Raw genomic sequence first — 20,311 nt, 5'->3', positions numbered from 1 at the left:
GGGCGTGGCTACGCCGGGAAGGCAAATCAAATGGCCAGCGGGTCAGTGGCGGCGGCAGGGTTCTACAGCAGCCGCGCCAGATAGTGACCCGTATGGCTGTCGGGGTTGGCGGCAATGTCTTCGGGCGTGCCAACGCCCACCACCCGGCCGCCGCCGGCCCCGCCTTCCGGTCCCATGTCGATCAGCCAGTCGGCGGTCTTGATCACGTCCAGGTTGTGCTCGATCACGACGATGGTGTTGCCCGCGTCGCGCAACTGGTGCAGCACCTTGAGCAGCAGGTCGATGTCGGCGAAATGCAGGCCGGTGGTGGGTTCGTCCAGGATGTAGAGCGTGCGGCCGGTGTCGCGCTTGCTCAGTTCCAGCGCGAGTTTGACCCGCTGCGCCTCGCCGCCCGACAGCGTGGTCGCCGCCTGGCCGAGCTTGATGTAGCTCAGGCCCACGTCGAGCAGCGTCTGCAGCTTGCGCGCTATCGTCGGCACGGCCTTGAAGAACTCGGCGGCGGTCTCGACCGTGAAGTCCAGGATCTGCGCGATGTTTTTGCCCTTGTACTGGACTTCGAGCGTTTCGCGGTTGTAGCGCTGGCCGTGGCAGACATCGCAGGGCACGTACACGTCGGGCAGGAAGTGCATTTCCACCTTCACCACGCCGTCGCCCTGGCAGGCTTCGCAGCGCCCGCCGGCGACGTTGAAGGAAAAGCGCCCGGCGCCATAGCCGCGTTCGCGCGCCGTGTTCATTTCGGCCATCAGTTCGCGGATCGGCGTGAACAGGCCGGTGTAGGTCGCCGGGTTGCTGCGCGGCGTGCGGCCAATCGGCGACTGGTCCACGTTGATGACCTTGTCGAAATGCTCGATGCCCTCGATGCTTTCGTGCGGCGCGGGTTCTTCATGCGCGCGGTACAGCGTGCGCGCCACGGCGGCGTACAGCGTGTCGTTGACCAGTGTCGATTTGCCCGAGCCGGACACGCCGGTCACGCAGGTCAGCAGGCCGACGGGGAATTCCACGCTCACGTTTTTTAAATTGTGGCCGGTGGCGTTGATCACGCGCAGCGCCTGCATGTCGCCCAGCGTGGCCTGGTGGATGGCTTCGCGCGCCGCGCGGCGCTCGGCCGCCGGGCTGGGCGCAAAGCGCGATTTGGTTTTGTCGAAGGCGTTGGCGTTGGCATTTTTGACCGTCGGCAGCCAGGGGGTGCGGTGCTGGGGCACCGCGATCCTGAGTGTTCCCGCCAGGTAGCGGCCGGTCAGCGAATCGGGGTTCGCCTGAACTTCCTCGAACGTGCCCTGCGCCATCACGCGCCCGCCGTGGATGCCCGCGCCCGGCCCCATGTCGATCACATGGTCGGCGGCGCGGATCATGTCCTCGTCGTGCTCGACCACCAGCACGCTGTTGCCGATGTCGCGCAAATGCTTGAGCGTGCTGATCAGGCGGTCGTTGTCGCGCTGGTGCAGACCGATGCTGGGCTCGTCGAGCACATACATCACGCCGGTCAGCCCCGAGCCGATCTGACTGGCCAGCCGGATGCGCTGCGACTCGCCGCCCGACAGCGTCTCGGCGCTGCGGTCCAGGCTCAGGTAATTCAGGCCCACGTCGTTGAGGAATTTGAGCCGCAGGCCGATCTCGCGCACCACCTTGGCGGCAATCTCGGCCTTGGCGCCGTGCATGCTCAGGGTGCTGAAGTAGCTGAAACTCTCGCGCAGCGTCAGGCGGCTGATTTCATGGATGGTCTTGCGCGGGCCGGCTGCGTCTTCGCCCTGCGCCGTGCCGACCAAAAACACATGGCGCGCTTCCAGCCGCAGCCGCGTGCCGCGGCAGTCGGGGCAGGGCTGCAGGCTGCGGTAGCGCGCGAGTTCTTCGCGCACCACCGTGGATTCGGTTTCGCGGTAGCGGCGCTCGAAGTTGGTGATGATGCCTTCGAATGGATGCTTCTTGCTCACCTTCTTGCCGGCCTTCTCGCCCGACTCCATGAGGTAGCTGAACTTGATCTCTTCCTCGCCGGAGCCATGCAACACCACCTGGCGCACGTTCTCGGGCAGGTCTTCAAACGCCTTGTCGATGTCAAACTGGTAGTGTTTGGCCAGACTCTCCAGCATCGAGAAGTAATAGGCATTGCGCCGGTCCCAGCCCTTGACCGCGCCGCTGGCCAGGCTCAGGGACGGAAAGGCCACGACCCGCGCCGGATCGAAAAAATCCCGATGCCCCAGGCCGTCGCAGCACGGGCAGGCGCCGACCGGCGAGTTGAACGAAAACAGGCGCGGCTCCATCTCGCTGAGCGAATAGCTGCAGACCGGGCAGGAGAACTTGGCGCTGAACAGGTGCTCTTTGCCGGAGTCCATCTCCAGCGCCACCGCCCGGCCGTCGGCCAGCCGCAGCGCCGCCTCGAAGCTCTCGGCCAGGCGCTGGCGCAGCGCGGGCGGCGGGGCGGTTCCGGTCGCGGCTTCGGCGTCGGGCTGGACTTCCTTGTCAAGGCGCACCTTGACGCGGTCAATCACCACGTCAATCGTGTGCTTCTCGGTTTTCTTGAGCTTGGGCAGGTTGTCGAATTCATAGGTCGCGCCATCGACCCGAAAGCGCACATAGCCCTGGGCCTGCATCTCTTCGAACAGGTCAACGAACTCGCCCTTGCGCTCGCGCGCCACCGGCGCCAGGATCATGAGGCGCGTGTCCTCGGGCAGCGCCAGCACGGCATCGACCATTTCGGCGACGCTTTGCGCCTGCAGCGGCAGATCGTGTTCGGGGCAATACGGCGTGCCGGCGCGGGCGAACAGCAGGCGCAGGTAGTCGTGGATCTCGGTCACCGTGCCGACGGTCGAGCGCGGGTTGTGCGAGGTCGCCTTCTGCTCGATGGAAATCGCCGGCGACAGGCCCTCGATCATGTCCACGTCGGGCTTGTCCATGAGCTGCAGAAACTGCCGCGCATAGGTGGACAGGCTTTCGACATAGCGGCGCTGGCCTTCGGCGTACAGCGTGTCAAAGGCCAGGCTCGACTTGCCCGAGCCGCTCAGGCCGGTGATGACCACCAGCTGGTTGCGCGGAATGTCCAGGTCGATGTTCTTGAGGTTGTGGGTGCGCGCGCCGCGAATGCTGATGCGCTGGGCGGCCAGCACGCTGGCGAGGTACTTGCTGTCGTTAGGAAAGTTCACGAAATGAGAGCGCCGCAAAATTTTCCATCATAGTGCGAAGCCCTGTTTCGGGTACAGGCCCGGGCAAGTTCAGGGATTGGCGGCCAGCGGAAAACGCAGTTGCACCGCCAGGCCGGGTCCGGCGTCCAGCAGCGTCATCTCGCCGCCATGGCGCTGCACGCTGCGCTCGGCGATGGCCAGCCCCAGCCCGGTGCCCGGCAGGCCACGGTCATGGCTGCCGCGAAAAAATGCCTTGCGCAAGGCGTCCATCTGGCCCGGCGCAATGCCCGCGCCGTGGTCGCGAACGGTCAGCACCGCCTGCGTCGCTCTAGCCTGCAGGCTGACCACGACCGGCGGCTGGCCGTATTTGGCGGCATTGTCCAGCAGGTTGACCAGCAAACGCTCCAGCGCGGCGCTGCTGGCCGGCTGCAGCCACAGCGGGCCGGCAGCCAGCAGTTCCAGCCGCACGCCCTCATGGTCGCCCGAGTCCAGCAGGCGCCGGGTCAGGGCCGCCAGATCGACCCGCTCGTCCAGCGGCTCGGCCGAGGCGCGGGCCAGGTCGAGAAACGCGCCCACCAGGCGGTCGGCGGCCTGGACGTTGCGCACGATGCTGGCCTGCTTGTCGCGCACGCCCGGCGCGTCGGGCAGCAGCTCGGCGGCCATGCGGATGCGGCTAAGGGGCGAGCGCAGGTCATGCGAAATGCCGGCGAGCATCATGTCCCTGGCCTCGTCCTGCTGCGTGCGCTGGGCGGCGAATTCGGCGAATTGCCGGGTCAGCTGGCGCACCTCGGCCGGTCCCTGGGCGTCTGCGGGCAGGGGTGGGCGGCCGGTCGCGGCAAAGGCTTTTACGCTGGCCTGCAAGTCCTGCAGCGGCCTGGCGATGCGCCGGCTGAGCCAGGCCGCGCCAGCCACGAACACCAGCAGCGCAATCACAAAGCCCAGCGTGCCCCGGCGGCGGATGTCCGGGCCTTCGAGCATGCCGCGCACGCCGACCCAGACCCGCTTGTCGCCGTCCTGCAGCTCCAGCCATGTCGTGGCGCGGCCGGTGCGGCCGCTGACGGCCAGGCGCGCCACCGGCAGGCCCTGGGCGCGCAGCTCGGACAGCAGGGCGCGGTAGCGGGGAATCAGCGGCATCACCCGGGCATCGTCAGGGGGCGGGCCGGGCTGCAGCTCGACCAGGGATGTCACCGTCTGGGTCCGGGGCAAGCGCGGCGGCTCGCCCCGGGCCAGCTGCTGGCGCACCGGCTGGAGCGCCGACACCCACAGCGGCGCCGTGGCGCGCGCAAAGATGCTGGCCTGCTCGTTGAACAGCAGCACGGCGAACACCACCGCCAGCACCAGCGCGGCCGCCAGCTGCAGCAGGAAAATCCGGGCAAACAGCGAATCAAGCCATTTCATGGCAGGCGGCTGCCGGTGAATACATAGCCTTCGCCGCGCACGGTCTCGATCCACTCGCGCTCGCCGGCTGCGGCCAGCTTTTTGCGCAGCCGGGCCACCTGCACATCGACCGCCCGGTCCAGCGGCATGTAGCTGCCGGGCTGCACGGCGGCGCACAGGGCTTCGCGCGAGACGCTGGCGCCGGGCTGGCTGGCCAGCGCCAGCAGCAGCTTGAATTCGCTGGAAGTCAGCGCCAGCGCCCCGGCCGGGCAGGTGGCGCGGCGGGCCAGCAAATCCAGGCTCAGGCCGTTAAAACGCAGCTGGGTGCTGCGGCGCGCGGATTGGCCCCGGCGCGCCAGCGCCCGGATGCGCGCCACCAGTTCGCGCGGGTCGAACGGTTTGCCCAGGTAGTCGTCGGCACCCAGCTCCAGGCCCAGAACGCGGTCGAACGGGTCGCCGCGCGCGGTCAGCATCAGCACCGGCAGGTCGTTGCCGGATTCGCGCAGGCGGCGGCAGACATCCAGGCCGTTGGCGTCGGGCAGCATCAGGTCGAGCAGCAGCACGTCGGGCTGGCGTTGCGCCAGGGCCGCCAGTCCCAGTGCGGCGGTGGCGGCGCTGCGCAGCTGCATGCCCTGGCCCAGCAGCAGCTCGCCGACCATGCCGGCCAGCTCGGCGTCGTCGTCAATCATCAGCACCGTGATGAGGTCCGTGGGCAAAGAGGTGTCCATGGTGGGCAAGTGTAAGCAGCCCGCGCGGCCCGTGGCGCCATGTTTCAGCGCGGACATATTTCGTCATCCGATGACAAACACAGCCGCGCGCACTGCGGTTGTAATTTGGCTGCGTCCATCACAAACCCTTCAACTTTATTTCCAGGAGTTCCCCATGAAAATGTCTATTCCGCTTTATGGCGCCGCCCTGCTGGCGCTGGCGACGCTGGCCTCTCCGGCTGCCGCCCGCGAGCGCCACAGCACTGTCACTGGCGCGCAGGGCCAGACCGTCACCCGCGATGCCAGCCGAGTCCAGGGCGATGTGTCCAGCAGCAGCACCGGCCCGAACGGCAAGACCACGTCGCGCCTCGTGGACCGGCAGCCAGGCCACACCACCGCCACGCTGACCGGACCGAACGGCCAGACATCGACCCGCGAAACCACCCGCCAACCATGAAAGCCAGGCACCTCCTGGCGGGCGGCCTGCTGTTGCTCTGCGCCCTGTCCAGCTGGGCCGGCAATGCCGCCACGCCCCAATCGGCCTGCCGTGCCGACTATTCAAGGTTGTGCGCCGATACCCAGCCCGGCGGCGGGCGGATTGCGCAATGCCTGAAGGCGCATCAGGCAGAACTGTCCGGCGCCTGCCAGGCCAGCATGGGCATCATCAGCCAATGCGGCGAGCAGGTGAAAAAGCTCTGCGGCACGCAAACCGGCCGTGCCGAGGCCAGGCAGTGCCTGCAAGCGCATGCCAATGACCTGAGCGCCGAATGCCGGGCCGCCATCGCCTCGCGCTGAAAGCCCGCCGCCATGCACGCCGAACTTGCCAGCCCCGCCCTTTCGCCCGACCTGATGCCCTGGCTTGCGGGCCTGGCGGGGCTGCTCATTGGGGTCGCCACGCTGGAAGGCCTGGCCAAGACCTTCATCTACAAGGCCGCCTACGACTGGCGGGCCTATGCCGCGTCGCTGGCCGATGCGCTGCTGCGCCGCATCGCGGACGGCCTGGGCCTGTCGCTGGCAGTGCCGGTGCTGGCCTGGGTGCATGCGCACCGGCTCTGGACCATCGAGCTGGCCGGCCCGCTGGCCTGGGGCCTGCTGTTTATCGGGCAGGAGTTTTTCTACTATGGCTACCACCGCGCGGCGCACCGGGTGCGCTGGTTCTGGGCGACGCACTCGGTGCATCACTCGCCGAACGAGCTGACCCTGATGGCTGCCGTGCGGCTGGGCTGGACCGGCAAGCTCACGGGCACCGCGCTGTTTTTCGTGCCGCTGGTCTGGCTGGGTTTCTCGCCGGTGGCGGTGCTTGGCGTGGTGGCTGCCAATCTGCTCTACCAGTTCTGGCTGCATGCGCCGTGGATGCCGCGCCTGGGGCCGCTCGAATGGGTGCTGAACACGCCGGCCCACCACCGCATTCACCATGCGTCCAACCCTGAGTACCTGGACTGCAACTATGGCGGCGTGCTGATCGTCTTTGACCGGCTGTTTGGCACCTTCACCGCAGAACGGCCGGACGTGCGGATCAAGTACGGCCTGACCGAGCCGCTGCACAGCTACAACCCGCTGCGCATCGGCCTGCATGAATGGCTCAGGCTGGGCCGCGATGCGTGGAAGGCGCCGGGCTGGGCGGCGCGGGCGCGGGTGCTGTTCGGCCCGCCGGGCGGGTAGGCCGGAGCCCGGCGGGCCGGCGGCTGCCCGGCGCCATCAACATTCGTTCAAGCACAATAGAGAGCTAACCCTTGCCTCCCGGCAAGCCAAGCGTGGTGCCATCGGTCCACATTCAGCCGTTTTGTTAGCTTGATCCCTTCATCGTGTCCTCTACTCTTCAGTCGTTTCCGATGACCGCCACCGAGCGGCGCGCCAGCTTCTCGCTGGCCTCGATCTTTGCCCTGCGCATGTTGGGCCTGTTCCTGGTGCTGCCGGTGTTCGCGCTGGAGGCTGCACGCTATCCGGGCGGCGACGACCCGGCCCGGGTCGGCCTGGCGATGGGCATTTACGGACTGACGCAGGCGCTGCTGCAGATCCCCTTCGGGCTGGCGTCGGACCGCCTGGGCCGTAAGCGGGTGATCGTGGCCGGGTTGCTGGTGTTCGCGCTGGGCAGCTTTGTCGCGGCGGCTGCCCCCGACCTGAACTGGCTGCTGGCGGGCCGGGCGCTGCAGGGCGCGGGCGCCATCTCGGCGGCCGTCACGGCGCTGCTGGCCGACCTGACGCGCGACGAGGTGCGCACCAAGGCCATGGCGCTGGTCGGCGGCAGCATCGGGCTGATGTTTGCCGTGTCGCTGGTGCTGGCGCCGGCGCTCAATGCCCGCATCGGGCTGAGCGGCCTGTTCATGCTGACCGGCCTGCTGGCGCTGGCCGGCATTGCCATGGTGCTGTGGCTGGTGCCGCCCGAGCCGCTGCTGCACAAGGACATGGCGCGTGGCGGCCTGGCCGGCGTGCTCGGGCGCGGCGACATGCTGGGCCTGAACTTTGGCGTGTTCGTGCTGCATGCCGTGCAGCTGTCGATGTGGGTGGCGGTGCCGGCGCTGCTGGTGCAGGCCGGGCTGCTCAAGGCCCTGCACTGGCAGGTCTATCTGCCGGCGGTGCTGGCCTCGTTCGTGGTGATGGGCGGCACGCTGTTTCCGCTGGAGCGCCGCGGCCATCTGCGCGCCGTGCTGCTGGCCGCGATTGCCCTGATGGCGCTGGTGCAGTTCGGTTTCCTGGGGGTCGCGCTGGCGGCCGGCGGCGCGGCGCCGTCGCTGGCGGTGCTGGGCGGCTTGCTGCTGCTGTTTTTTTGCAGTTTCAACGTGCTCGAAGCCAGCCAGCCGAGCCTGGTGTCGCGCCTGGCGCACGCCTCAAGCCGTGGCGCGGCGCTCGGGCTTTACAACACCTCGCAGTCGCTGGGCCTGTTTGCCGGCGGCGCGCTCGGCGGCGCGATGCTCAAGTGGGGCGGCACGCAAGGCCTGTTTGCCTCGACGGCGGCACTGTCGCTGCTCTGGCTGGCCGTGGCCTGGCGAATGATGCCGGCGCAACGCCCGGTCGCCCGAAAAGCACCGGCTTGAGGATTCAGCGCGGCTCCGGCCTTTCGCTTTCGGCCTGAACCGTGGCCGGCGGCTGCAGGTTTGCGAGCATGTGCTCCGCCAGCGTGGCGTAGAGCGGCCGGCTGATCATGCGCGACAGCAGGCTGGCCAGCATCGCCGCCATCATCAGGCTGAGCACCATGGCGCGGCCATCGACCATTTCCATCACGATGATGAACGCCGTCAGCGGCGCCTGCGTGACGGCGGCCAGGAATGCGGCCATGCCGATGGCGATCAGCGCGGCGCTGATGTCGGGCGCCGTGAGCACGGCAATGTTGCTGCCCACGCCAGCGCCAATCGACAGCGCGGGCGCGAAAATGCCGCCGGGCACGCCGCACCAGGCGGCCAGCCAGGTCGCGATGAATTTAAGCAGCACGTACAGCGAAGGCACCTCGGCCTGGCCGGCCAGCATCTGCGTGACGGCATGCGAGCCCGCGCCAAAGGTCGAGCCATCGCTGACCAGGCCGATCACGGCAATCGCCAGGCCGCCCGCAGCGGCAAAGCGCACCGGGTGGCGGCTGCGCCAGCGGCTGTAGCGGTCGGGCGACGAGCCGGTCAGCGAGGCCGCCAGCAGCCGTGCAAAAACGCCGCCGAGCCCGCCGCAGGCCAGCGCCACCAGCAGGCCCGGAAACAGCGCGTTCCAGCCCAGCACCGGCACCTTGATGACGCCGAAATAGGTCACGTTGCCAAAGGTCGAAACGCCCATCAGGCCGGCCAGCACGATGGCCGTGATGATCAGGCCGCTGTTGCGCGACTCCAGCTTGCGCGAAAGTTCCTCGATGGCAAACACCACGCCGGCCAGCGGCGCGTTGAAGGCCGCCGCGATGCCGGCCGCGCCGCCCGCCACCAGCAGGGCGTGGTTGCTCATGCCGGAGTCGGGGCGCAGCCAGCGGCGCGCATGCTGCATGACGCCTGCCGCGACTTGCACTGACGGCCCCTCGCGCCCGATGGACAGGCCCGCCATCAGTCCGGCGGTTGACAGCCCGATCTTGGCCAGCGTCAGCCGCAGCGACACGAAACGGTTTTGCGCGCCCGGCGGCAGTGCCGGGTCCAGCGCGGCCATGACCTGCGGAATGCCCGAGCCCGCCGCGCCGGCAAAATGGCGCCGGGTGATCCAGACAATCGCAGCCGTCAGGGCCGGCGTCCAGAGCAAAATGGCCCAGCGGCTGGCGCCGTAAAGATGTTCAAACAGCCCGAAACCCCATTCGCCGAGCAGGGTGAAGGCCACCACGCTCAGTCCGGCGGCCATCGCATAGACCAGCACCACGGCGCGGTCGAACCACAGGCGTCCATTGGACAGTTCGCTGCGCAGGTTGTGCAGGAAATCGGGCTCGTGGGGCGGATGGTGCATGGGGCAATTATTGCGCCGTCGGCCACTTCAAGCTGCCCGGGCTTGGCGGATGCGGCACAATCGCGCTTTGGGCGAAACCCGCCCGTTACGATATTTTTCGGACCCATTTCAGAGCAGAGGCGGCACACCATGGCATCAGTCAACAAAGTCATCATCGTCGGCAACCTGGGCAAAGACCCCGAAATGCGCAGCTTCCCCAGCGGCGACCAGGTCGCCAACGTCACCATCGCCACCACCGACAAGTGGAAGGACAAGCAGTCCGGCGAAATGAAGGAAGCCACCGAATGGCACCGCGTGGTGTTCAACGGCCGGCTGGCCGAGATCGTCGGCCAGTACCTGCGCAAGGGCTCGCAGGTGTATGTCGAAGGCAGCCTGCGCACGCGCAAGTGGACCGACCAGAGCGGCGTTGAAAAGTACACCACCGAAATCCGCGCCGACCAGATGCAGATGCTCGGCAGCCGCCAGGGCATGGGCGGCCCCGCTGCCGGCCATGACGAGGGCGGCGGCTACGAAGCGCCGCGCCAGGCCGCACCGGCCAGCCGCCCCGCAGCGCCTGCGCCACGGCCAGCGCCCGCGCCCGCGCCCGCGCCCGCGCCAGCAGCGTCCAGAGCTTCCCCCAGCGGCTTTGACGACATGGATGACGACATTCCGTTTTGAGGTGTACCTGGAAAAAATCCCATCAACAACCCGCTTCGTGCGGGTTTTTTAATCAGCCTTGCTACTGATTAAATAGCAGGTTGTGCTTATGCACAGTGCGCAAACAGCCTATTTTGCTGATAAATTGAGATGTCAGCGCAGCAACCGCCCAATGAAGACGGCGCCCGACCCGCATCCCCCTCCACGATGAACAATCTTTTACCCGCCACTCCCCAATTTTTACGCTTGCTGGCAGGCCTGGCCCTGGCTGCCGCCGGCGTGTGCGCCATGGCGCCGGCCCGCGCCGACGCCAGCCTGGAGCCGCTGACCAACATCCTGTCGGTGCCGGGCAGCGCTGGGCTGGGCGTGGTCACGCATTTCGAGCGCTCGCCCTACGTGGAGGCCGGCAACCGCTACGACATCCTGCCGCTGTACCTGTATGAGGGCGAGCGGTTTTTTCTGCATGCCAACCGGGGCGGCGCCAAGCTGCTGAACGGCGACGCGCAGCGCGTGGACCTGTTCGTCGAGCAGCGGCTCGAAGGTTTTCCGGCCGACCGCCTGCCGGCCAGCCTGGCCGGCATGGCCACGCGCGATTCCGGGATCGACCTGGGCCTGTCGTGGCGCTGGCGCCAGCCCTGGGGCACGCTGCAGGCCGAGCTGCTGCACGATGTGGGCGGTTTCTCGAAGGGCAGCGAAGCCCGCCTGGGCTACACCTATGACTGGCGTTCCGGCCCGTGGAGCCTGCGCCCCAGCCTGAGCGTGGCGCTGCGCGATGCCCGGCTGAACAACTATTACTACGGCGTGCGGGACAGCGAAGCCACGGCCGGCCGCGCCGCCTATGCGCCTGGCGCGGGCGTCAACACCTCGCTCGGCCTGTTCGGCTCCTACGATCTGTCCCAGCGCTGGCGCCTGCTGGCCGGCGTGTCGGCGACCGTGCTGGACCGCAAGGTCAAGGACAGTCCCATCGTGCAAAAGCGCGTGCTGCCCGGCGTGTACGTGGGCGCGGCCTATGACTTTGGCGGGCACCAGCGCGAATGGGCGCAGGACGGCTCGCCCACTTACTTCAAGCTGCTCTACGGCAAATCCACCGACGACGGCTGCCACCTGATCAAGATACTCACCGCGCAATGCCTGTCAACCGCCACGGTCAACCCGACCAGCATTTCCGCCATCCAGGTCGGCAAGCCTTTTCTTCAGAACGTGAATGGCTGGCCGCTCGACTTCGTGGGTTATGCCGGCCTGACGAGCCACAACGAGCGGGGCCTGCAGGCCAACGGCGTGCAGCTCGACCTGTTCATGAAGGCGTTTTACTCCGGCTTTCCGTGGAGCGACCGGGTCAAGACGCGGCTTGGCATGGGCGTGGGCGTTTCCCTGGCCCAGCGGGCGCCCTACATCGAGGCCAGCAGCCAGGCGGCCAGCGGCAAGCCGGCTTCGCGCCTGCTCAACTACCTGGACCCGACGATTGACGTCAGCCTGGGCGACCTGCTGGGGTCGCGGGTGCTGAAGGACACCTTTATCGGTGTGGGCGTGTCGCACCGCTCGGGCATTTTTGGCTCGTCGCGCGTGCTGGGCAATGTCAACGGCGGCTCCAATTACCTCTACACCTATGTCGAGTCGGCGCTTTGAGTTGATGGTTTTGCTATTTTTTTAATAGCTGGTTAGGCAGATGCTGTATGCGCAAACGGCATTTTTTATCTAAAAACGGGTCGTTTTCAGGCCACCGCTGGCTTGCCGCCGGGCAGGTTCTGCACATTGCTCGAAGCAATCACGCCGCCGCCCAGGCAAACCTCGCCCTGGTAGAGCACGGCCGACTGGCCCGGCGTCACCGCCCACTGGGCATCTAGAAACGCCAGTTCGCAGCCGCCGGCCGTGGCGCTGACCAGTTCGCAGGCGGCATCGGCCTGGCGGTAGCGCGTCTTGGCGGCCATTGCGCCCAGGGCCGGCGCGCTGCCCGCCACCCAGCTGCAATCCTGCGCATTGAGCAGCGTCGATTGCAGCCACGGATGATCGTGGCCCTGCACCACCCACAAGGTGTTGCTGTCCATGTCCTTGCGCGCGACAAACCACGGCTCATGCTCGCCCACGCCGCGCTGGCCGCGCGCCTGCGCCGCCTTCAGGTCGGCGCCCCGGGCTTTCACCCCGCCAATGCCCAGCCCCTGGCGCTGGCCCAGCGTGTAGAAGCTCAGGCCGACGTGTTCGCCCAGGATGCGACCCTGGTCGTTTTTGACCGGGCCCGGCGCCTTGGCGATGTAGCGGTTCAAGAAATCGCGGAACGGCCGCTCGCCGATGAAACAGATGCCGGTCGAGTCCTTTTTCCTGGCGTTCGGCAGGCCGATCTCGTCCGCGATGCGGCGCACCTCGGTCTTGTGCAGCTCGCCGACCGGGAACAGCGTTTTCGAGAGTTGCGCCTGGTTCAGCCGGTGCAAAAAGTAGCTCTGGTCCTTGGACGGGTCCAGGCCCTTGAGTAGTTCGTGCAGGCCGGTGGCTTCGTTCTGGCGCACTCTGGCGTAGTGGCCGGTGGCGATTTTTTCGGCGCCCAGCCGCATCGCGTGGTCCAGGAAGGCCTTGAACTTGATCTCGGCGTTGCACAAAATGTCTGGGTTGGGCGTGCGGCCGGCCTGGTATTCACGCAGGAACTCGGCGAACACCCGGTCCTTGTAGTTGGCGGCAAAGTTGACATGCTCGATCTCGATGCCGATCACGTCGGCGACGGCGGCCGCGTCAACGAAGTCGATGTTGGACGAGCAGAATTCGCTGTCGTCGTCGTCTTCCCAGTTCTTCATGAAGATGCCGATGACCTCGTGGCCCTGTTGCTTGAGCAGGTACGCGGTCACCGCTGAATCGACGCCGCCGCTCAAACCCACCACGATCCGTTGCTTGCTGTGTTGCTTGTCCATAGGTGTGCGATTATCCCGCGATGACCCGCTTGCGTTTTTGACCCGCCCCCATGGAACTTCGGCAACTCCGGTATTTCGTTCGCATCGTCGAGCTTGGCAGCATGAGCCGCGCCGCGCTGGACCTGGACCTGGTGCAGTCGGCGCTGAGCCAGCAAATCAGCCGGCTCGAAGGCGAGCTGTCCACGCGCCTGCTGCAGCGCAGCAGCAAGGGCGTGGTGCCGACCGAGGCCGGGCTGGCATTTTTCCGGGAAGCGCAGCTGACCCTGCGCCACGCCGAGCAGGCCGTGCGCGCCGCCCAGCAGTCGCGCCTGAGCGGCACGGTGAGCGTCGGGCTGGCCTCGACCACCGCCGTGGTGCTGGGCGTGCCGCTGATGCGGGCCATGCGCGAGCGCTATCCCGATGTGCGCCTGCACCTGGTCGAAAGCATGTCGGGCCATCTGACCGGCATGCTCAATGCGCGGCAACTGGACCTGGCGGTGCTGTTCGACACCGGCGCGGCCCGGCGCTGGAGCGTGATGCCGCTGCTGGAGGAAAAGCTGTACCTGATGCGCCCGCGATCCACGGGCGAGGCTCCCGCTTCAACCAGCATGGCGCAGCTCGAAGGCGTGCCGCTGATTTTGCCGACGGGCGCGCACGGCCTGCGCAGCACGCTCGATGCCGCGTTTGCCCAGGCCGGCATCAAGCCCCAACTGGTGGCCGAAGTGGACTCGCTGACCATGCTGATGGATGCGGTCTGCGCCGGACTGGGCTGCACGGTGCAGCCCTGGGCCGCGCTGGGCCGGGTGCAGGACGCTGCGCTGCGCCTGCAGTGGAGCGAAATTGCCGATGCCCAGGTGCGCCGCAGCAACGCCTTGTGCAGTCTGTCGGACGACGAGCTGTCGCCCGCCGCGCTGGCCACGCGGGTGGTGCTGGCCGACTGTGCACGCACTCTGGTCCGCTCGGGCGCATGGCAAGGCGCACGGCTGATCCATCACGATTCGTGATGCCCCCATCGTGATCCGGGGCTGAGCAACAGCGCCTGCGACCCCTAAAGTTGGCACCTTTCCTGGCAAAAGCAGAGGTGGCTATGACGGTCGATGTACTGGTGATTGGGGGCGGCAATGCGGCTTTATGCGCGGCGCTGATGGCGCGCGAGGCCGGCGCCAGCGTGCTGCTGCTCGAAGCGGCGCCGCGCGAATGGCGCGGCGGCAACTCGGCGCACACGCGCAACCTGCGCTGCATGCACGACGCGCCGCAGGACGTGCTGACCGGCGCCTACCCGGAAGAAGAATTCTGGCAGGACCTGCTCAAGGTCACGGGCGGGCAGACCGACGAAGCGCTGGCGCGCCTCACGATCCGCGCGTCGAGCCACTGCCGCGACTGGATGCGCCGCCACGGCGTGCATTTCCAGCCGTCGCTGTCGGGCACGCTGCACCTGAGCCGCACCAACGCCTTTTTCATGGGCGGCGGCAAGGCGCTGGTCAACGCCTACTACCGCAGCGCCGAAAAGCTCGGCGTGCAGGTTCGCTACAGCGCGCCGGTGGACAGGCTCGAACTGCGGGACGGCCGCTTCGTGGCGGCCTTCGTGGGCAGCGAGCGCATCACGGCCAAAGCCTGCGTGCTGGCAGCCGGCGGCTTCGAGTCCAACCGCGAATGGCTGCGCGAAGCCTGGGGCCAGAACGCGCGCGGCGAATGGCCGTCGGACAACTTCGCGATTCGCGGCACGCGCTTCAACCAGGGCGTGCTGCTCAGGCAGTTGCTGAAGGCTGGGGCCGACACCATCGGCGACCCGACGCAGGCCCACATGGTGGCGATTGACGCCCGCGCGCCGCTGTACGACGGCGGCATCTGCACGCGCATCGACTGCGTGTCGCTGGGCGTGGTGGTGAACCGCGAGGGCCGCCGCTTCTATGACGAGGGCGAGGATTTCTGGCCCAAGCGCTATGCCATCTGGGGCCGGCTGGTGGCGCAGCAGCCGGGGCAGGTGGCCTATTCGGTGATTGACGCCAAGGCCGCAGGCCGCTTCATGCCGCCGGTGTTTCCCGGCACCCGGGCCGACACCCTGCCGGAACTGGCGCAAAAGCTCGGCCTGGACGTGCCTGCCTTCATGCAGACGATGAACGGCTACAACGCCGCCTGCCGGGTCGGCACTTTTGATCACACGCTGCTCGACGACTGCCACACCGAGCAGCTGAGCCCGGCCAAGACGCACTGGGCGCGGCCGGTGGACAAGGGACCGTTCCACGGCTACGCCCTCAAGCCCGGCGTGACCTTCACCTACCTGGGCCTGAAAACCGGTGAAACCGCTGCCGTGTCGTTTGGCGGCGTGCCCAGCGCCAACCTGTTCGTGGCCGGGGAAATGATGGCCGGCAATGTGCTGGGCCAGGGCTACACCGCCGGCGTCGGCATGTCGATTGGAACGGCTTTTGGCCGTATTGCGGGCGTCCAGTCTGCGCAGGCAGCTATGAAATCAGGAGTACATCATGCAGCAGCTTGAAGCCCTGGCGCGCGACGCCGTGGCGTTGGCCAATGGGAACATGGGGGCTGGCCTGGTGCTCAGCGCGCCTGAAGCCGAAGTCGCGCGGCAGATGCAGATCTGCAATGCCTGCCGCTACTGCGAAGGCTTTTGCGCGGTGTTTCCGGCCATGACGCGCCGGCTGGAGTTCGGCAAGGCTGACATCCATTTCCTGGCCAACCTGTGCCACAACTGCGGCGCCTGCCTGCACGCCTGCCAGTACGCGCCGCCGCATGAGTTCGCCGTCAATGTGCCGCAGGCCATGGCCCAGGTACGGGGCCAGACCTATGTGGACTACGCCTGGCCTCCGGCGCTGGGCCGGCTCTACCAGCGCAACGGCCTCACGCTGTCGCTGGCGCTCGCCGCCGGACTGGCGCTGTTCCTGCTGCTGGCGCTGGCGCTCAACGGCACGCTGTGGGGCGGCGACCTGCGCGGCAACTTCTATAGGCTGTTCCCGCACAACCTGCTGGTGGGCATGTTTGCGCCGGTGTTCCTGTGGGCCGTGCTGGCGCTTGGCCTGGGCGTGCGGCGCTTTTGGCGCGATGTGACGCCCGCGACCTCGGGCCTGCCGGTCACCTCGCCTGCAGCCGCCGAGGCGACCGGCGACGTGCTCCGGCTGAAGTACCTGGACGGCGGCCATGGCGACGGCTGTCATAACGAAGACGATGCCTACACGCTGTCGCGGCGGCGCGCCCATCACCTGACCTTTTACGGCTTCATGCTGTGCTTTGCCGCCACCAGCCTGGCCACGGTGTACCACTACGCCTTCGGCTGGTCAGCGCCCTACGACCTGCCCAGCCTGCCCAAGCTGCTGGGCGCAGTCGGTGGTGTGAGCCTGCTGCTGGGCACGGCGGGGCTGTTCAGGCTGAACCTCAGGCGGCACCCGCAGCACGGCGACGCGGCCCAAAAGCCGATGGACCTCGGCTTCATCGCGCTGCTGTTCTTCACCAGCTTGAGCGGCCTCGCCCTGTGGCTGGCGCGCGGAACGCCGGCCCTGGCGGCCTTGCTGGCCGTCCATCTGGGCGTGGTGATGGCGCTGTTTGCCACGCTGCCTTACGGCAAGTTTGCCCACGGCATTTTCCGCACCGCCTCGCTCTTGCGCCATGCGGTCGAAAAACGCCAGCCCAATCCCGTCGGGCTGGGTGCCGACTGAATTTTTACCTGCAAAAAACGGAGAACACGATGAGAAAACGCCCACTGCTTCAAGCCTTCGCCGCGCTGGCCCTGTGGCCTGCATTCACCCTGCCTGCGCAGGCGCAGGACTTTCCGCCCAAAAAGCCGGTGAACCTGGTCGTCGGCTTTGCGGCCGGCGGCGCTGCCGACGCCGCCGCACGCCTGATCGCCAAAAAACTGGGCGAGAACATCGGCCAGACGGTGATCGTGGACAACAAGCCGGGCGCGGGCGGCAACATTGCCCACCAGTTCGTCGCCAACGCACCGGGCGATGGCGCGACGCTGCTGTTCGGCTCGGTCGGGCCGCTGGCGATTTCGCCGCACATGATGAAGCTCGGCTACGACCCGGTGCGCGACCTGGCGCCCATCACCATGGGCGTGAACTTTCCCAATGTGCTGGTGGTGCATGCGGGCGTCGGTGTCAAGACCTTGGCCGAGTTTGTGGCGCTGGCCAAAAAGAAACCCGGCGGCCTGGATTTCGCGTCCAGCGGCGCCGGGTCGGCCTCGCACCTGGCCGGGGAACTGTTCAACGCGCGGGCCGGCATCGAGACGGTTCACATTCCCTACAAGGGCGGGGCGCCTGCATTGCAGGATCTGCTGGGCGGGCGGATCGCGTCCTACTATTCCACCCCCGCCACCGCCGGCCCGCACATCGACTCGGGCAAGCTGATCCCGCTGGCCACCACTGGCCTGAGCCGTCCGGCCTTCATGCCCAATGTGCCGACGATTGCCGAATCCGGCTACCCGGGCTTCAATGCCACCAACTGGTATGCCTTCGTCGCCTCCAGCAAGACGCCCAAGCCCCTGCTGGACCGCTGGAACCTGGAACTGGTGAAGGTGCTGAATGCGCCCGATGTGCGCGAGCAGCTGCTCAAGCACGGCTTGAGCCCGCAGCCCGGCACGCGCGATGAGCTGGCCCGCTACATGGCCAGCGAGTCCGCGACCTGGGGCAAGGTGGTTCGCGAGCGGAAAATCTCGGCTGAATGACGCCTTGCGCCGGGCTGGCCGTGGCGCTTAAAAGCTGTGCACGACGCCTGCCGAAACACCGGAAGCGCTGCTCTTGAAGGCCGCGCCCTGGTAGCCGTTTTTCCAGCGGGTGTGGTCCAGTTCGGCATAGGCGCGAGTGCGTTTCGAAAACTTGTACTCCAGGAAAGCCACGCTGCGGTTGAAGCCGTCGTCCACGGCCGCCGTGCGTGTGCGCTTGACCTGGTAATGCGCCAGGATCAGGTCCACGCTCGCGCCCAGCGGCACGGTGCCGCCCAGGCCCAGCGTGCGGTTGCGCGTCTTGGCGGTGGCGGAGGTTTCGGCCTCATGGCTGCCATAGGTCAGCGCAAGCTTGTTGCTGCCAATCATGGCGCTGGCGCCGCCCAGATAACCCTTGAGACTCAAGCCGGCCGCATTCCTGAACTGCGCATACGACAGCGCGGCGGTGTAGCCGCCCGACTGGTAGCCCGCGCCCACGCCCGAAGACGAGAGGTTCGACGAGTTGCCGGCCTGCTCGCCAAATGCATGCATGGCCCGCACGCTGAAATCGCTGAAGCGGCCCACGTACTTGACCGAGTTGTCCAGCCGGTAAGCGCCAGTGGTGGAGCCTGCGGGGCCGAACTCGGCACCAAGCCGGTGCGCACTCAGCGCGGCAATGCCCACGTTGGGGTTGAAGCTGGCGAACCGGCTGCCCAGCGGATCGGTGGCGCTCACCACGTCGGCGAGCACCGTGGTCTGGCGGCCCAGCGTGACGCTTCCCCAACTGGCTTGCAGGCCCACGTTGGCCGCGCGGTCGAACAGCTTGGTGGCGCTGGCCGAAGCGCCGGTGTCGAGGTTGACACCCGATTCGAGGTTGAAAATAGCCTTCAGGCCGCCGCCCAGGTCTTCCGAACCGCGAAAGCCGAACCGGCTGGTGGTGTTGATGCCGCTGTTCACGGCGTTGCTGGAGTCTGCCGATCCGCCGTAGGCAGCGGTCAGCCCGCTGCCGTGGCGCACGCCGGCATCGGCCACGCCGTAGAGGGTGACGCTGCTTTGGGCGTGGCCTGCGCAGGCCAATGCCAGCAATGACAGGCCAAGCAGCGGGGCGCGGCAGCCGGTGGAGTGAGTCTTCATGGGTTTGTCTCTTTCTTTTTCTGAGAGGGTTAAAAATTCTTGAGTTCAGGCTTTGCGCGCCGCCAATACCCGGTCCACCATCACGCCGGCCTGGCCCAGGTTGTTCATCGGGTCGCAAAAGGAGGCGAGTTGTTCGCGCGTGACGTGCCGGTTGATTTCCGGGTGCTCGGCCAGCAGGTCGATCAGCGGGCGTTTTTGCTCAAGCGCGGCGCGGCAGATGTCATACACCAGGTCGTGCGCGTATTCGCGGCCGATGAAAGGCCCCAGCCCCATCATCACGGCCTCGGACATCACCAGCCCGTGCGTCATGTCGATGTTGCGGCGCATCTGCGCGGCATCGACTTCCAGCCCGCTCAGGATGAACTTGGTCTGCTTGAGCGCGCCCGATATCAGGCAGAAGATTTCCGGCATGGCGACCCATTCGATTTCCCACGGGCCGGTGGAGCGTTCGTGGTCGGCGACCATCGCGTCCATCAGCGAGGCGGCCAGCTGGCGCACCACCGAGATGTTGGCGTGGATATAAAGGCATGAAATCGGGTTGCGCTTTTGCGGCATGGTCGATGACGAGCCGCGCCCCGGCGCATAGGGCTCGAACACCTCGGCAACCTCGGTCTGCATCATCAGCTTCACGTCCATGGCGATCTTGCCCAGCGAGCCGCCGACGATGCCCAGAAATGCGCCGACCTCGGCAAAGTTGTCGCGCACGGTGTGCCACGAGATCAGCGGCTGGCCCAGGCCGAGTTCATTCATCAGCCCGGCCTGGGTTTCCATCGCGCCGGTTTCCAGCGACGACAGCGTGCCCGACGCGCCGCCGAATTCGCCCACCAGCACGCGCGGTTTGAGTTGTTCCAGCCGCTCGCGGTGGCGCTCGATGCCGGCCAGGATGCTGGCCATCTTGTAGCCGAAGGTGATGGGCGTGGCCTGCTGCAGGTTGCTGCGGCCGATGACCGGCGTGTCGCGATGCTCAAGCGCCAGCTTGGCCAGCGAGTCGGAGATGTCCTTCAGGTCGGCTTCCACCAGCGCCAGGCTTTCCCTGATCTGCAGCACGGCGGCGGTGTCGGTGATGTCCTGCGTGGTTGCGCCCCAGTGGCAGTATTCGCCCAGCTTGTCACGGCAGGCGGCATTGATCTGGTTGACCACGGCAATGATGGGGTAGCCGATCTGCTCGGTCTTGGCCTTGAGCCTGGCCCAGTCGATCTGCTCGATGTTGCAGTTCCTGACGATCTCGTCGGCGGCTTCCTTCGGAATCAGGCCCAGCTCGCCCTGCACCTTGGCCAGCGCGCGCTCGATGTCGAGGTACTTGGCGGTGCGGTTTTCGTCCGACCAGACCTGGCGCATGGCGGCGTCGCTGAACATGTCGCCGAAGATTCTGGAGTCGATGATGGTTGCTGACATGGAGTTCTCCTGTGG

At 67.1% G+C, this 20,311-nt stretch carries 17 protein-coding genes; 10 read left to right on the top strand and 7 right to left on the bottom strand.

Translation table 11 applies throughout. From position 1 onward, the window contains the following. Positions 1 to 62: 62 nt before the first annotated feature. The 3 genes from uvrA to PNAP_RS19110 all read right to left on the bottom strand — a co-directional run bounded on the left by uvrA (position 63) and on the right by PNAP_RS19110 (position 5,221). Positions 63 to 3,137, bottom strand: a complete 3,075-nt coding sequence (gene uvrA / locus PNAP_RS19120) for an excinuclease ABC subunit UvrA (RefSeq protein WP_011803189.1) — start codon at positions 3,135 to 3,137, stop codon at positions 63 to 65. 69 nt (positions 3,138 to 3,206) lie between these two features. Beyond that, positions 3,207 to 4,514 carry an ATP-binding protein gene (locus PNAP_RS19115; protein WP_011803188.1) on the bottom strand — a complete coding sequence of 436 codons (1,308 nt, stop codon included), beginning with the start codon at positions 4,512 to 4,514 and terminating at the stop codon, positions 3,207 to 3,209. Next, the gene (locus tag PNAP_RS19110) at positions 4,511 to 5,221 is read right to left on the bottom strand and encodes a response regulator transcription factor (RefSeq protein ID WP_041377466.1); all 711 of its coding nucleotides are present in this window, start codon (positions 5,219 to 5,221) and stop codon (positions 4,511 to 4,513) included. The genes PNAP_RS19115 and PNAP_RS19110 overlap by 4 nt, the downstream gene beginning before the upstream one ends. Before the next feature lie 154 nt (positions 5,222 to 5,375). On the opposite strand from PNAP_RS19110, the gene PNAP_RS27715 reads away from it, so the two are divergent. From PNAP_RS27715 to PNAP_RS19090, 4 genes are all read left to right on the top strand, one after another. Beyond that, on the top strand, positions 5,376 to 5,657 hold the full coding sequence (locus PNAP_RS27715; protein WP_011803186.1) for a hypothetical protein: 282 nt from the start codon (positions 5,376 to 5,378) through the stop codon (positions 5,655 to 5,657). Next, positions 5,654 to 5,995 carry a cysteine rich repeat-containing protein gene (locus PNAP_RS27710; protein WP_011803185.1) on the top strand — a complete coding sequence of 114 codons (342 nt, stop codon included), beginning with the start codon at positions 5,654 to 5,656 and terminating at the stop codon, positions 5,993 to 5,995. The genes PNAP_RS27715 and PNAP_RS27710 overlap by 4 nt, the downstream gene beginning before the upstream one ends. Before the next feature lie 12 nt (positions 5,996 to 6,007). Then, positions 6,008 to 6,862, top strand: coding sequence for a sterol desaturase family protein (locus tag PNAP_RS19095; RefSeq protein ID WP_011803184.1), 855 nt, complete (start codon positions 6,008 to 6,010; stop codon positions 6,860 to 6,862). A 170-nt stretch (positions 6,863 to 7,032) separates the two neighbouring features. Continuing rightward, positions 7,033 to 8,235, top strand: coding sequence for an MFS transporter (locus PNAP_RS19090; protein WP_011803183.1), 1,203 nt, complete (start codon positions 7,033 to 7,035; stop codon positions 8,233 to 8,235). 4 nt (positions 8,236 to 8,239) lie between these two features. Here PNAP_RS19090 and PNAP_RS19085 read toward each other — a convergent pair whose 3' ends face one another. After that, positions 8,240 to 9,604 carry a chloride channel protein gene (locus tag PNAP_RS19085; protein ID WP_011803182.1) on the bottom strand — a complete coding sequence of 455 codons (1,365 nt, stop codon included), beginning with the start codon at positions 9,602 to 9,604 and terminating at the stop codon, positions 8,240 to 8,242. Positions 9,605 to 9,733: 129 nt separating this feature from the next. On the opposite strand from PNAP_RS19085, the gene ssb reads away from it, so the two are divergent. Next, positions 9,734 to 10,261, top strand: a complete 528-nt coding sequence (ssb, locus tag PNAP_RS19080) for a single-stranded DNA-binding protein (RefSeq protein ID WP_011803181.1) — start codon at positions 9,734 to 9,736, stop codon at positions 10,259 to 10,261. A gap of 186 nt (positions 10,262 to 10,447) precedes the next feature. Next, the gene (locus PNAP_RS19075) at positions 10,448 to 11,866 is read left to right on the top strand and encodes a MipA/OmpV family protein (RefSeq protein ID WP_041376818.1); all 1,419 of its coding nucleotides are present in this window, start codon (positions 10,448 to 10,450) and stop codon (positions 11,864 to 11,866) included. Positions 11,867 to 11,952: 86 nt separating this feature from the next. Here PNAP_RS19075 and mnmA read toward each other — a convergent pair whose 3' ends face one another. After that, positions 11,953 to 13,137, bottom strand: a complete 1,185-nt coding sequence (gene mnmA, locus PNAP_RS19070) for a tRNA 2-thiouridine(34) synthase MnmA (RefSeq protein ID WP_011803179.1) — start codon at positions 13,135 to 13,137, stop codon at positions 11,953 to 11,955. A 50-nt stretch (positions 13,138 to 13,187) separates the two neighbouring features. Here mnmA and PNAP_RS19065 point away from each other — a divergent pair, with 50 nt between their 5' ends. The 4 genes from PNAP_RS19065 to PNAP_RS19050 all read left to right on the top strand — a co-directional run bounded on the left by PNAP_RS19065 (position 13,188) and on the right by PNAP_RS19050 (position 17,791). Then, entirely contained in the window at positions 13,188 to 14,120 is a 933-nt protein-coding gene (locus PNAP_RS19065) for a LysR family transcriptional regulator (protein WP_011803178.1), read from the top strand. An 83-nt stretch (positions 14,121 to 14,203) separates the two neighbouring features. Continuing rightward, positions 14,204 to 15,613 carry an FAD-dependent tricarballylate dehydrogenase TcuA gene (tcuA, locus tag PNAP_RS19060; protein ID WP_011803177.1) on the top strand — a complete coding sequence of 470 codons (1,410 nt, stop codon included), beginning with the start codon at positions 14,204 to 14,206 and terminating at the stop codon, positions 15,611 to 15,613. Beyond that, complete coding sequence (tcuB, locus tag PNAP_RS19055) at positions 15,600 to 16,784, top strand: tricarballylate utilization 4Fe-4S protein TcuB (protein ID WP_011803176.1); 1,185 nt, start codon at positions 15,600 to 15,602, stop codon at positions 16,782 to 16,784. The genes tcuA and tcuB overlap by 14 nt, the downstream gene beginning before the upstream one ends. A 29-nt stretch (positions 16,785 to 16,813) precedes the next feature. After that, positions 16,814 to 17,791 carry a Bug family tripartite tricarboxylate transporter substrate binding protein gene (locus tag PNAP_RS19050; RefSeq protein WP_011803175.1) on the top strand — a complete coding sequence of 326 codons (978 nt, stop codon included), beginning with the start codon at positions 16,814 to 16,816 and terminating at the stop codon, positions 17,789 to 17,791. Between the two features lie 27 nt (positions 17,792 to 17,818). On the opposite strand, the gene PNAP_RS19045 is transcribed toward PNAP_RS19050, so the two are convergent. Together PNAP_RS19045 and PNAP_RS19040 are read right to left on the bottom strand one after the other, a co-directional pair. Then, complete coding sequence (locus PNAP_RS19045) at positions 17,819 to 18,901, bottom strand: porin (RefSeq protein ID WP_011803174.1); 1,083 nt, start codon at positions 18,899 to 18,901, stop codon at positions 17,819 to 17,821. Positions 18,902 to 18,946: 45 nt separating this feature from the next. After that, positions 18,947 to 20,296 carry a class-II fumarase/aspartase family protein gene (locus PNAP_RS19040; protein WP_011803173.1) on the bottom strand — a complete coding sequence of 450 codons (1,350 nt, stop codon included), beginning with the start codon at positions 20,294 to 20,296 and terminating at the stop codon, positions 18,947 to 18,949. Positions 20,297 to 20,311 lie beyond the last annotated feature (15 nt).

Origin of the sequence: Polaromonas naphthalenivorans CJ2, from assembly GCF_000015505.1 — a bacterium.
Classification (GTDB): Bacteria; Pseudomonadota; Gammaproteobacteria; order Burkholderiales; family Burkholderiaceae_C; genus Polaromonas; species Polaromonas naphthalenivorans.
This window is presented reverse-complemented; position numbering and strand designations above follow the sequence as displayed.

Coding starts and splice junctions, on each gene's coding strand:
- mnmA (WP_011803179.1), bottom strand. CDS start 13,137: ATGGACAAGCAACACAGCAAGCAACGGATCGTGGTGGGTTTGAGCGGC.
- PNAP_RS19110 (WP_041377466.1), bottom strand. CDS start 5,221: ATGGACACCTCTTTGCCCACGGACCTCATCACGGTGCTGATGATTGAC.
- PNAP_RS19095 (WP_011803184.1), top strand. CDS start 6,008: ATGCACGCCGAACTTGCCAGCCCCGCCCTTTCGCCCGACCTGATGCCC.
- PNAP_RS19040 (WP_011803173.1), bottom strand. CDS start 20,296: ATGTCAGCAACCATCATCGACTCCAGAATCTTCGGCGACATGTTCAGC.
- ssb (WP_011803181.1), top strand. CDS start 9,734: ATGGCATCAGTCAACAAAGTCATCATCGTCGGCAACCTGGGCAAAGAC.
- tcuA (WP_011803177.1), top strand. CDS start 14,204: ATGACGGTCGATGTACTGGTGATTGGGGGCGGCAATGCGGCTTTATGC.
- PNAP_RS19045 (WP_011803174.1), bottom strand. CDS start 18,901: ATGAAGACTCACTCCACCGGCTGCCGCGCCCCGCTGCTTGGCCTGTCA.
- tcuB (WP_011803176.1), top strand. CDS start 15,600: ATGCAGCAGCTTGAAGCCCTGGCGCGCGACGCCGTGGCGTTGGCCAAT.
- PNAP_RS19065 (WP_011803178.1), top strand. CDS start 13,188: ATGGAACTTCGGCAACTCCGGTATTTCGTTCGCATCGTCGAGCTTGGC.
- PNAP_RS19115 (WP_011803188.1), bottom strand. CDS start 4,514: ATGAAATGGCTTGATTCGCTGTTTGCCCGGATTTTCCTGCTGCAGCTG.
- PNAP_RS27715 (WP_011803186.1), top strand. CDS start 5,376: ATGAAAATGTCTATTCCGCTTTATGGCGCCGCCCTGCTGGCGCTGGCG.
- PNAP_RS19090 (WP_011803183.1), top strand. CDS start 7,033: ATGACCGCCACCGAGCGGCGCGCCAGCTTCTCGCTGGCCTCGATCTTT.
- PNAP_RS27710 (WP_011803185.1), top strand. CDS start 5,654: ATGAAAGCCAGGCACCTCCTGGCGGGCGGCCTGCTGTTGCTCTGCGCC.
- PNAP_RS19075 (WP_041376818.1), top strand. CDS start 10,448: ATGAACAATCTTTTACCCGCCACTCCCCAATTTTTACGCTTGCTGGCA.
- PNAP_RS19050 (WP_011803175.1), top strand. CDS start 16,814: ATGAGAAAACGCCCACTGCTTCAAGCCTTCGCCGCGCTGGCCCTGTGG.
- PNAP_RS19085 (WP_011803182.1), bottom strand. CDS start 9,604: ATGCACCATCCGCCCCACGAGCCCGATTTCCTGCACAACCTGCGCAGC.